Origin of the sequence: Micromonospora yasonensis (assembly GCF_026013475.1) — a bacterium.
GTDB classification, from domain to species: domain Bacteria; phylum Actinomycetota; class Actinomycetes; order Mycobacteriales; family Micromonosporaceae; genus Micromonospora; species Micromonospora yasonensis.
Map to the genome: position 1 here is coordinate 16,739 of NZ_JAPDPH010000082.1, position 11,007 is coordinate 27,745.

Sequence of the window (11,007 nt, forward strand, 5' to 3'; positions counted from 1 at the left end):
GTCAGGCCGCGTATCGGGCGGCGAGGTCGACCACGCGGCGGGCTGCCGCCACCATGGCCCGGTCGGCGAAGCGGCCGTCCGGCAGCACCACGGTGCCGGAGTCGCGGGTCTGTGCGTCAGCGACCGCGGCGAGCAGTTCCCGGGCCCGGGCCACCTCGTGGTCGGCCGGGCGGAACGCCTCGGCGATCACCGGCAGTTGGCGCGGGTGGATGGCCGCCCGGCCGAGGAAGCCGAGCCGCCGCCCGGTGGCGCAGGAGGCCGCCAACCCGTCGAGGTCCGTGACGTTCGCGTACACCGACATGGCCGGCGGCGGAAGGCCGGCCGCCCGGGCCGCGACCACGATCCGGCCGCGCGCCCAGAGCAGGCCGTCGTCGTCGGCGACGCCCAGGTCGGAGCGGAGGTCGGCCTCACCCAGCGCCAGCGAGGCCACCGCCGGGTGCGCGCCCGCGATCGCGTACGCCGATTCCAGCCCCACCGCCGACTCGATGATCGGGTGCAGCGGGGTGCCGACCCCGGCGGCGACGGCGGCCACCGCCACCGGGGACTCCACCTTGGGCAGTCGCAGCCCGGACAGCCCCGGCCTCCCGGCGACCGCCGCCAGGTCGGCGTCGACGTCCGGGCCGGTCAGCTCGTTGACCCGGACCTGGACCGGCACCGGCTGCGGCGCGCCCAGGAACTCGGCGACCGCGTCGCGGGCGTACGCCTTACGCCCGGCGACGACGGCGTCCTCCAGGTCGAGGATGACCGCGTCGGCGCCGGAGGCGACCGCCTTGGCGAACCGGTCGGGCCGGTCACCGGGCACGTAGAGCCAGGTCAGCAGCATCAGATCACCCCACGCCCGCGCAGCGCGGCCAACTCGTCGTCGGTCAGCCCCAGCGCGCGGAACACCGCGTCGGTGTCCTGGCCGTGGCGGCGGCCGGCGTGCCGGATCTCCCCCGGGCCGGCGGACATCCGGAACGGCACGTTCTGCATCCGGACCTCGCCCAGTTCCTCGTCGGGCACGGTGACCACGGTGCCGAGCGCCGCGTACTGCGGGTCGGTGAGGATGTCCCGCACGTCATAGACGGGGGCGACCGCCGCCTGGGCCGCCTCGAACGCGGCCACCACCTCGTCCCGGCCGCGCTCGGCCACCCAGGCGCCGACCGCCGCGTCGAGTTCGTCGGCGTGCGCGGCCCGGCCGCTGCCGGTGGCGAACCAGGGCTCGTCGACCAGCTCGGGTCGGCCGACCAGGCGCACCACCCGCTCCGCGATGCTCTGCGCGCTGGTGGAGACCGCCACCCACCGCCCGTCCGCGCAGCGGTAGGTGTTGCGGGGCGCGTTGTTGTTGGACCGGTTGCCCAGCCGGGGCTGAACGTAGCCGAGCTGGTCGTACCAGGTGATCTGCGGGCCGAGCATCGCCATGATCGGTTCGATGATGGCGAGGTCGACCACCTGGCCCCGGCCGGTCAGGTCCCGGCCGCGCAGGGCCAGCATGACCGCGTACGCGGCGGCGAGCGCGGTCACCGAGTCGGCGAGGCCGAACGGGGGCAGGGTGGGTGGCCCGTCGGGTTCACCGGTGGCGGCGGCGAAGCCGCTCATCGCCTCGGCGAGGGTGCCGAACCCGGGCCGGGGCGCGTACGGGCCGATCTGGCCGAAGCCGCTGATCCGGGCGATGACCAGCCGCGGGTTGACCGCGTGCAGCTGGTCCGGACCGAGACCCCAGCGTTCCAGGGTGCCGGGGCGGAAGTTCTCCACCAGCACGTCGGCGTCGGCGAGCAGCCGGCGCAACAGCTCGGCGCCCTGCGGGTCGGAGAGGTTGCAGGTGACCGTGCGCTTGTTGCGGCCGAGCACCTTCCACCACAGGCCGACCCCATCCTTCGCCGGGCCGTGTCCCCGGGAGGGGTCCGGCTTGGCCGGGTGCTCCACCTTGATCACGTCCGCGCCGAAGTCACCGAGGAACGCGGCGGCGAGCGGCCCGGCGAAGAGGGTGGCCAGGTCAACGACCTTGACGCCGTGCAGGGGTGCGGTCATCGCCCCTCCCCGGGCAGGTCGGCGGCGCAGCGGAAGCCGATCGAGGTGGAGCGGCTGAGTCCGGCGCCGGTGAGCAGCAGCTTCACCGAGACGTCCGGGGGTTGCGGGCCGCCGTCGAGGTACCAGTCGGAGCCCTCGGCCCGGTAGGCGCAGCCGCCCTTGAGGATGACGAACCGGGTCCGCCCGTCGGTGTGTTCACTTTCGGTCAGGTTCCAGACCAGGGGTTCGCGCCGGACGAGCAGTCCCGCCTCGGCGGCCACCTGCCACTCGTCCTCGGTGGGCAGCCGCAGCCCGGCCCAGTCGGCGTACGCGCGGGCGTCGGCGAGGTCGACGCCGGTGACCGGGGCGTCGGCCGGGCCCTGGCCGGCGGTGAACCGTTCCGGTCGCACCGGCCGGTAGCCGGTGGCGGCGAGAAAGCGCGCGTACTGGCCGTGGGTGACCTCGTGGGTGTCGATGGCGAAGCGGTCGAGCCGGACGGTGCGGTGCACGGTGCCGGTGTGGTGCAGCCGGGGCGGCAGCGGCTTCCACTCGTCGACGTAGGGGGCCTCGCCGTACAGGCCGGTCTCCCGGGCCCGGTGTTGGACGGTCAGCTCGTGGCGGCCGGCCTCGACGGTGACCATGCCGTCGGGCAGGGCGGCCAGCCGCGCCCACGGGGTGCGGGTACGTACGGCGGCGCGGGCCGGGAAGGACGGGTCGCCGGTCGGCGGTTCGTGCCGGGTCACCGGGGTGTCGGTGGCGACCACCGCGGCGATCGCCCCGGCGGGCAACGGCCCGCCGACCGCCACCCGGCCGTCCTCCAGTTCGGTGACGGTCAGCTCGGCGCCGGTGACCAGGTCGACGAAGCGTTCCGGGCGGGATTCGGTGACCAGCCAGGGGTCGTCGTGGTCGGCGCCCCGGTTGACCACCGTCCACAGCGGCCGCTCGTCGTGGGTCCAGCGGGACGCGTACACCTGGCCGGCGCCAGCGTGGTCGGCGAGCGGGACCCAGTCCTCGGACCGCAGCCACGCGGCGTGGCTGGTCTGGATGCGACGCATGGCCCGCAGCACGGCCTTGTCCCGGTTGTTCCAGCCGACCCAGGCGCCGAAGACGCTCTCCCAGACCAGCACGCCGCAGCCGTTGAGCCAGGCGGAGTGCAGCTCGTCGAGGTGGCTGCGGTGCCAGCGGCGGGTGTGGTGCAGGATGTGCCGGCGTTCGAACCACTTGGCCCGCAGCACCCCGGGGGTGTCGGAGTCGGCGAACCACTGGGCCCAGGACATGGCGTGGTCGGCGATGCGGGCCAGCGGCACCCGGCTCTCGCCTTCGAGGACCAGGCCGGGACGGACCGCGTCGAGGGCCTTGCGCAGCTCACCGGCGCCCTCCTTGAGGGTGTCCAGGAAGACCCCGTCGACGCCGAGGGTGGCGGCCAGCGCGGCGACCTCCTCGGCGTCGGCGCGGGGTTCCCGCCGGGTGCCGGTGTCCCACGGGTTGTAGTCGACGAACACCCGGACCCCGCGGGCCTGGAACGCGCGCACCACCTCGGGCAGTTCGGGCACGTCGCGGTACCAGTCGAACTGGTTGCGCTCGTCCAGCCCGATCACCGGGTACGCGTGCCACAGCACGACGCCGTCGAAGCCGCCGAAGTCGCGCCGGGCGGCGTCGAGGAACGCCTCGACGGTGAACACACCCCGGTCGTGGTCGTAGAGGGTCTCGTCCCACAGCCAGGCGAGGCAGACGGTGAAGCAGTCCCCGGGGATCTCGTCGTAGTGCGCGCCGGTGTAGCCGAGCCGGGCGCGGGCGTCGGCGCGCCACCGGGTGAGCTGCTCCCGCCAGGCGGGCCAGTCGGCGGGGTCGTCCGGGGCGGCGAAGATCTTCGCCTCGTCCAGGGTGGCCAGGTCGGCGTGCGCGCCGAGCGGCACCTCGGTCGGCCGGTCGATGGGCCGGGGCACGTACGGGTTGAAGCTCACTCTCCCGCTCCATAGGTCGCGGCGTACAGGGCGTCGATGGCGTCCCGGGCGGGCAGCGCGGTGGACGCGCCGGGACGTTGGGCGCAGGCCGCCCCGGCGGCGCACGCCCAGCTCAGGACGGCCGGCGCGGTGTCGGCGGTGAGGGTGCCGCCGCGTTCGGCGAGCGCGACCGCGAGGGCGCCGGTGAACGCGTCGCCGGCCGCGGTGGTGTCCACCGCGTCGATCGTCGGCGCGGGCACCCGCAGGCGGGTGCCGTGCCGGTCGGCGTAGGCGGCGCCGCGGGCGCCGAGGGTCAGCACCACCCGGGGCACCAGCCCCACCAGCGCGTCGAGCAGGGCGGCGGGCTCGTCGACGAACATCCCGGCGACGACGGCCGCCTCGTGTTCGTTGACCACCAGCACGTCGACGAGGTCGAGCAGTTCGTCGGGGAGCGGGCGGGCCGGGGCGGCGTTGAGCACCACGGTGGTGGCTTCGGCGCGGGCCTGGCCGGCGGCCTGGGTGACCGCCGCCAGCGGCACCTCGAGCTGGAGCAGCAGCACGTCGGCCGCGGCGACCGCGGTCCGGTCGGCGTCGTCGAGGGCGGTCAGGGTGGCGTTGGCGCCGGGGGCGACCACGATGCAGTTCTCCGCCGCGTGGTCGACGGCGATCAGCGCGACGCCGGACGGCCCGTCGACGGTGCGCAGGCCCCGCACGTCGATGCCGGCCGCGACCAGGTTGTCCCGCAGTTGCGTGCCGAACTCGTCGGCGCCGACCGCGCCGACGAAGTCGCAGTCCGCGCCGGCCCGGGCGGCGGCGACCGCCTGGTTGGCGCCCTTGCCGCCGGGCACGGTGCGGAAGTCGTCGCCGAGCACCGTCTCGCCCGGCTTGGGTAGCTGCGGCGCGGTGACCACCAGGTCCAGGTTGGCGCTGCCGACCACCACCACCCGGGCGCTCATACGACACCCGCATCGGTGGTCGCGAAGGCCTCGGCCAGGGCGAGGGTACGGTCGGCGAGTTCGTCGAAGCCGATGCCGTCGAAGCCGGCGATGCTGCTGGCCAGCCGGTTACGTAGCGGGGCGACCCAGCGGTCGGGCAGCCCGGCCGCGCCGGTGAGGGCTCCGGTGACCGCGCCGACGGTGGCGCCGTTGGAGTCGGTGTCCCAGCCGCCGCTCACCACGGCGCAGATGGACCGTTCCAGGTCGCCGCGCCCGTACGCGAGGGCCGCCGCGACCAGGGCGGCGTTGTTGCGCACGTGCACCCAGTGCAGGTGCCCGTGCCGGGCGTAGAGGGTGTCCACGATGCTCTCCCAGTCGTCGCGGCCGGCGCCGAGGGCGCGGGCCTCCCGGATCGCGGCGGTGAACCGGCTGCCCGGGGGCAGCACCGACTCCCCCGCGTCGAGCACCTCGTCGACGCCACCGGCCACGGGTGCCGCGGCGGCGAGGGCGGCCACCCAGATCGCCCCGTACGCCCCGGCCCGGACGTGGCTGACGGCGGCGTCGCGCCAGGCGGCCTCGGCGGCCCGGTCGGGGCGGCCGGGGTTGGTCCAGCCGTACACGTCGGTGCGGATCTGCGCGCCGATCCACTCGCGGAACGGGTTGTGCCGGCGGGCGGTGTCCGGCGGGGTGAGGCCGAGCAGGAGGTTGCGGTAGGCGACCCGCTCGGCGGTGAAGACCCGGCCGGCGGGCAGCCAGTCCAGCCAGGCCTGGGCCACATCGGCGCTGGTGAAGCCGGGCCCGTGGGTCTCCAGGACGCGCAGGGCCAGCAGCGCGAAGTTCAGGTCGTCGTCCTCGGGCATGCCGGCGATGTTCTCGGCCAGGCTGGTCGGGGCGCTGCGCCGGTTCCACGGCCAGCGGGCGCCCACCTCGGCCGGTAGCCCCTGAGCGGTGAACCAGTCGCGCAGCGGCCACCGGCCGGTGGCGGAGAGGATCTCCCGGATCCCGTGGCGGGGGATCTTCTCCACCGGCTTGCCGAGCAGGCAGCCGGCGGCCCGGCCGAGCCAGGCGCCGTGCAGCCGGTCCCGGTCGGCCCGGGTCGGCAGCGGCCAGCCGTCCGGCCAGCTCTCGCGGACGGCGTCGAGGTCAGCCGGCTCGGACCCGGTGTACGGCGCCGGCCGGGCCTCGGCGTCGTCGAGCAACTCGACCGCCAGGGCACGCAGTTCCGGCGACGCCGGTGCCGGCGAGGCCCCGCTGACCGGGGCGGTGACGTCGCCGCCGGCCGCCGCCCACCGGTCGGCGAGATCGCCGACGTCGCGGCCCTCGTCGCGGCTCGCGGCGAGCTCGTGCGGCAGCAGGTCCTCCGGCTGCACCCAGGTCAGCCGCAGCCCCCGGGCCGACGGCCGGCCGGCGCCGCTCGCGCCGGCCGTGGCGGTGGTGCCGCGCGGAGCCGCCGCGCCGGCGGCCGGGATGTCCGCTGCGCTCATGCCAGGCCGCCGAAGCGCTCGGCGCGGCGGGCGAAACGCTCCCGGTCGCGCTGGAAGACCTTGGTGGCCACCTCGGCGAGCAGCCGGGCCGGTGCGACCAGGTCGGTACGGGAGGCGGCGGCGACGGTGTCGGACCACTCGGCCGGTACGGCCGCGGCGCCGCCGAGCGCGCCGGCGATCGCGCCGGCCATGGTGGCGGTGGAGTCGGCGTCCCGGCCGTAGTTGACCGAGCCGAGCACCGCCGCCCGGTAGTCGCCGCCGGCCACCACCAGCATGCCCAGGGCCACCGGCAGTTCCTCGATGGCGTGCAGCCGGCTCGGCCGGCGGGCGCCCAGGCCGGGGCTGCGGTACTCCTCCCCCACCGTGTCGTAGGGGGCGACGGCGGCGCGCAGCGCGGGGATGGCGACCTGCCAGTCGTCGTACCCCCGGGCCTCCTTGACCACCGCGTCGACGGCGGCGCGGGTGCCGTCCCGGGCCAGGTCGAGCGCCGCGGCGATCACGTCGTCGACGCCCGCGCCGGGGGTCGCGGCGGCGGCGACCGCGGCGGCGAACACCGCCGCGGCCTCCCGCCCGTAGCTGTGCTGGTGCGCTCCGGCGATCTCCACAGCCTCCGCGTACGCCCCGGCCGGGTCGCCGGCGTTGACGATGCCGACCGGGGCCATGTACATGGCGGCGCCGCAGTTGACGATGTTGCCCACGCCGGCCTCGCGGGGGTCGGCGTGTGCGTGGTGCAGGCGGGTGACCAGCCACCGCTCGGCCGCGGCCAGCCGGTGGAAGGTCACCCCCTCCCGCTCCAGGTCCGGGATGTAGACCACCCGCTCGATCAGGTCGGGCACGAGCAGATCCACCACGTCGTACGCGTCGAGGTGGTCCCGCTTGGCCGCGTACGCCCGGACCAACGCGTGGGTCATCAACGTGTCGTCGGTGATGTGCCCGTCGCCCTTGTGGTACGGCGCGAGTGGTCGCGCGGTGGCCCAGTCGGCGTGGTACGGGCCGACGATCCCCTCGACCCAGCCGCCGAATCGGGCGCGGATCTGCTCGGGCAGGGCTGTCTCGGTGGCTCCGCCGAGGGCGTCGCCCACGGCGGCGCCGACGAGGCAACCGACCGACGTGTCGAGCAAGAGTGACATGGTTACCTCAGAACCTGCTTGCCCCCGTCGACCAGCTGCGTGCCGAGCTGGTCCAGGGTGATCTTGTTGGCGAAATACTGCTGGAGGGCCGGGGTGGCGTACTTGGTCTTCCACTCCGGGTAGCCGTCGACCTTCTGGAACGGCGCGACGGTCAGGTCGGCGGCGCTGTCCGCGGCGACGTCCCAGCCCTGCTTGCCCTCGGTGGCCTTGACCAGCTCCTGGTTGGCCTGCTTGCCGGTGGGCACCAGCCAGTCACCCTTGGCCAGGGTGGCCATGTTGGTGGGGTTCAGGAACCACTGGAGGAACTCGGCGGCCTGCTTCTTGTGCTTGCTGTCCTCGGAGATGGACAGGGTCTGCGGGTTGGCCGCCTGCTTGGTGGACAGGCCCTTGATCGGCGGGATGGTGACCCACTCGAAGCCGGCCGGGGCCTGCTCGACCATCTGCTGGCGCAGCGAGACCGAGCCGGGAAGCATGGCGTACTTGCCGCCGAAGAAGCCGGGCAGGGCGTCCGCGCCGCTCATGCCGAGCGCCTCCGGGGAGGCGGACCTGGCGGTGTAGAGCATGTCGTGGATCCGCTTCGGCACCTCCTTCTCCGCGTCGCCGACCTTGACCTCGGTCTTGCCGCCGTCGGTGTAGAAGAACTTGCCGTCGTAGTTCAGCGCCAGGTTCATCACCCGGTTGGTGGGCGACTTGAGCGCCCAGGCCACGCCGTACTGGCCGGGCTTGGTGAGCTTCTGCGCGTTGGCCTGGAACTCGTCCCAGGTCCAGCCGCCGTCCGCGGGCGGCACGGCGACGCCGGCGGCGTCGAGCAGCTTCTTGTTGGCGATGACGACCTGCGACTCCAGCAGGAACGGGATGCCGGTGACCTTGCCGTCGAAGGTGACGGTGTCCCAGACGCCCGGGTCGATCTGGCTCTTGAAGTCGTCACCGAGCAGCTTGGAGACGTCGGCCAGGTAGCCCTGCTTGCTGAACTCGCCGATGGCGGAGGACTCGTACTGGACGATGTCCGGCGCGTCGCCGCCCTCGAACGAGGTGAGCAGCTGGTCGTGGACGGAGTTCCAGTCGCCCTGGACGTACTCGACCTGGATGTCCGGGTGCTCGCTGTTCCACTTGGCGACCAGGTCCTTGTTGGCCTGCAGCGACTCCTTCTGCCAGGCGAGGCTGAGGAAGCGCAGCTTGGCCGGGCCGGACGAGCTCTCGTCCGTGCCGCCGCCGTCACCGCACGCGGTGAGGGCGCCGAGGCCGACGACCGCGACCGCGGTGGCCGCGGCGAGTCGACGGAATCTGCTCCGGAACATGGGGATTCCTTCCTTGGTGGTGGGTTGGGGGATGTGGTTCAGCCCTTGACCGCGCCGGCGAGCGACCCGGACGAGAGCCGGCGTTGCATGAACGCGAAGAAGATCAGGCTGGGCAGGGTGGCCAGCAGGGATCCGGCGGCCAGGGGGCCGAGCCGGGCGGTGCCCTCGACGCCGACGAAGCGGGCCAGGGTCACCGGCAGGGTGGCCAGCTCGGGGGTCTTGAGCAGGACCAGCGCGAAGAAGAACTCGTTCCAGGCCGAGATGAAGGAGAACAGCGAGGTGGCCACGATGCCCGGGGCGAGCAGCGGGAAGACCACCCGGCGCAGCACCTGGAGCCGGCTGGCGCCGTCGACGCTGGCCGCCTCCTCCAGTTCGCGCGGAATGTTGCGGACGAAGCCCTGGAGCATCCACAGCGCGAAGGGCAGCGCCCAGACCACGTAGATGAGCACCAGCCCGGCGTGCGAGTTGGCCAGCCCGACCTCGCGCAGGACCAGGAAGATCGGGATGATCAGCAGCACGAACGGGAACAGCTGCGACAGCAGCACCCAGCCGAGCGCGGCGGTGCCGAGCCGGGTCCGGAACCGGGCCAAGGCGTACGAGGCGGGCAGCGCGACCAGCACGGTGAGCACCGCGGAGGCGAGCGACACCTGGAGGCTGTTCAGCGCGGCCCGACCGAGTTCCTGCTCGGTGAAGGCCTGCACGAAGTTCTGCAGCGTCGGGTTGGTGGGGATCAGGCTGGGGTGCAGCTGCACCAGTTCGCGGGGCGGCTTGAACGCGGTGGACAGCAGCCAGACCAGCGGGAACCCGAGGAAGACCAGGTACCCGGCCAGGGCGAGGTACTGCAGGCTCCGCGCGGTGCGGCTCGGCTTTCCGAACATGTCTAGTTCGCCTCCCTCAGCCGGCGACGCAGGTAGACGGCGAGCAGCGCGACGATGATCACGACCATCACGTTGCCGAGCGCGGCGGCGTAGCCGTAGTTGCCGTAGCGGAACGCCTCCTCGTAGGCGAAGAGCATCGGCAGCATCGTCTTGCCGCCCGGCCCGCCGGCGGTGAGGACGTAGACCAGGCCGAACGAGTTGAAGTTCCAGATGAAGTCCAGCGAGGTGATCGCCACGATGACCGGCGCGATGGCGGGCAGCGTGACGTTGCGGAACCGGTGCCAGGTGCCGGCGCCGTCGACCGCGGCCGCCTCGTGCAGGTCGCGCGGCACGCCCTGCAGCCCGGCCAGGAGCACGACCGTGGTCTGCGGCATGCCGGCCCAGACGCCCACGATGATCACCGCGGGCAGGGCGGTGCTGAAGTCGCCGAGCCAGTTGGTGCGCAGCGCGTCCGCGCCGATCCGGTGGAAGAACTCGTTCAGCAGGCCCGCGTCGGGGTGGTAGACGAGCTTCCAGAGGATGCCGACCACCACCGGGGGCATCGCCCAGGGCACCACGGCGAGGACCCGGGCGATGCCGCGGAAGCGCAGCTGCTGGTTGAGCAGCAGGGCCAGGCCGAGGGCGAGCAGGAACTGCAGCACGGTCACCCCGACCGCCCAGAGCAGGCCGATCTTGAACGAGTTCCAGAACAGCTCGTCGCCGAGCAGTTCGCGGTAGTTGGCCAGCCCGGTGAAGGTGATCTCGACGTGCCGGCCGGCGCGAGCGTCGGTGAAGCCCAGGTACATGCCACGCAGCAGCGGGAAGACCGACAGCACCACGATCGGCAGCAGCGACGGGAGCAGCAGCAGGTAGATGCCGAGCCGGTCGGAGCGGGTGCGGGCCGGGCGGGGCCCGTCGGCGTGGGCGACGTCGGGCCGTTCGGCCACCGTGGTCATGCCGTCACCTCCGGGGTACGCGGCGCGGGCAGGTCATCGCCGGCGGCGCCGGCCGCGGGGACGAACAGCGGTGCGGCGGCGGGCGCGGCGGCGCTGGAGGCGCGAACGGCGAGGCTGGGCGCGACCTGCTCCCGGCGGGGCGGCAGGCTCGGGTCGGCGATGCGCTGCAGCAGCAGCTCGGCGGCGCGCCGACCACGCTCGGCCGAGCCGAGGGAGACACTGGACAGCTGCGGGAACATCATCCGGGCCAGCTCGGTGTCGTCCATGCCGACCAGCGCCACGTCCTCGGGGACGCGGTGGCCGGCGGCGAGCAGGGCGTGCAGCGCGCCGGCGGCGATCAGGTCGTTGGCGCAGACCAGCGCGTCGGGGCGGGCCCGGCCGAGCAGCCGCTCGGTGGCGGCGCGGCCGGCCGCGT

General features: G+C 74.1%; 10 protein-coding genes. All 10 read right to left on the reverse strand.

The window, feature by feature from the left end; translation table 11 throughout:
- Position 1: 1 nt before the first annotated feature.
- Positions 2–823, reverse strand: a complete 822-nt coding sequence (locus ONA70_RS18170) for an HpcH/HpaI aldolase/citrate lyase family protein (RefSeq protein ID WP_265007637.1) — start codon at positions 821–823, stop codon at positions 2–4.
- Positions 823–2,010, reverse strand: a complete 1,188-nt coding sequence (locus ONA70_RS18175; RefSeq protein ID WP_265007638.1) for a CaiB/BaiF CoA transferase family protein — start codon at positions 2,008–2,010, stop codon at positions 823–825. Before ONA70_RS18175 ends, ONA70_RS18170 begins: the two co-directional genes overlap by 1 nt.
- Entirely contained in the window at positions 2,007–3,953 is a 1,947-nt protein-coding gene (locus ONA70_RS18180; protein ID WP_265007639.1) for a formylglycine-generating enzyme family protein, read from the reverse strand. The genes ONA70_RS18175 and ONA70_RS18180 overlap by 4 nt, the downstream gene beginning before the upstream one ends.
- Positions 3,950–4,888 carry a ribokinase gene (locus ONA70_RS18185; RefSeq protein ID WP_265007640.1) on the reverse strand — a complete coding sequence of 313 codons (939 nt, stop codon included), beginning with the start codon at positions 4,886–4,888 and terminating at the stop codon, positions 3,950–3,952. Before ONA70_RS18185 ends, ONA70_RS18180 begins: the two co-directional genes overlap by 4 nt.
- Positions 4,885–6,351: an ADP-ribosylglycohydrolase family protein gene (locus ONA70_RS18190; protein ID WP_265007641.1), complete on the reverse strand. Its 1,467-nt coding sequence runs from the start codon at positions 6,349–6,351 to the stop codon at positions 4,885–4,887. The genes ONA70_RS18185 and ONA70_RS18190 overlap by 4 nt, the downstream gene beginning before the upstream one ends.
- Complete coding sequence (locus tag ONA70_RS18195; protein ID WP_265007642.1) at positions 6,348–7,481, reverse strand: ADP-ribosylglycohydrolase family protein; 1,134 nt, start codon at positions 7,479–7,481, stop codon at positions 6,348–6,350. The genes ONA70_RS18190 and ONA70_RS18195 overlap by 4 nt, the downstream gene beginning before the upstream one ends.
- Positions 7,482–7,483: 2 nt before the next feature.
- Positions 7,484–8,779 carry an ABC transporter substrate-binding protein gene (locus ONA70_RS18200; protein WP_265007643.1) on the reverse strand — a complete coding sequence of 432 codons (1,296 nt, stop codon included), beginning with the start codon at positions 8,777–8,779 and terminating at the stop codon, positions 7,484–7,486.
- 38 nt (positions 8,780–8,817) lie between these two features.
- Positions 8,818–9,657, reverse strand: a complete 840-nt coding sequence (locus ONA70_RS18205; protein ID WP_265007644.1) for a carbohydrate ABC transporter permease — start codon at positions 9,655–9,657, stop codon at positions 8,818–8,820.
- Positions 9,658–9,659: 2 nt separating this feature from the next.
- Entirely contained in the window at positions 9,660–10,592 is a 933-nt protein-coding gene (locus ONA70_RS18210) for a carbohydrate ABC transporter permease (RefSeq protein WP_265007645.1), read from the reverse strand.
- Positions 10,589–11,007: substrate-binding domain-containing protein (locus ONA70_RS18215; protein ID WP_265007646.1), on the reverse strand; the 419-nt coding region annotated here is incomplete at its 5' end. The genes ONA70_RS18210 and ONA70_RS18215, both read right to left, overlap by 4 nt.

Bases quoted from the DNA above. Each gene is read 5' to 3' on its own strand.
- ONA70_RS18170 (WP_265007637.1), bottom strand. From the start codon at position 823: ATGCTGCTGACCTGGCTCTACGTGCCCGGTGACCGGCCCGACCGGTTC.
- ONA70_RS18175 (WP_265007638.1), bottom strand. From the start codon at position 2,010: ATGACCGCACCCCTGCACGGCGTCAAGGTCGTTGACCTGGCCACCCTC.
- ONA70_RS18185 (WP_265007640.1), bottom strand. From the start codon at position 4,888: ATGAGCGCCCGGGTGGTGGTGGTCGGCAGCGCCAACCTGGACCTGGTG.
- ONA70_RS18190 (WP_265007641.1), bottom strand. From the start codon at position 6,351: ATGAGCGCAGCGGACATCCCGGCCGCCGGCGCGGCGGCTCCGCGCGGC.
- ONA70_RS18195 (WP_265007642.1), bottom strand. From the start codon at position 7,481: ATGTCACTCTTGCTCGACACGTCGGTCGGTTGCCTCGTCGGCGCCGCC.
- ONA70_RS18200 (WP_265007643.1), bottom strand. From the start codon at position 8,779: ATGTTCCGGAGCAGATTCCGTCGACTCGCCGCGGCCACCGCGGTCGCG.
- ONA70_RS18205 (WP_265007644.1), bottom strand. From the start codon at position 9,657: ATGTTCGGAAAGCCGAGCCGCACCGCGCGGAGCCTGCAGTACCTCGCC.
- ONA70_RS18210 (WP_265007645.1), bottom strand. From the start codon at position 10,592: ATGACCACGGTGGCCGAACGGCCCGACGTCGCCCACGCCGACGGGCCC.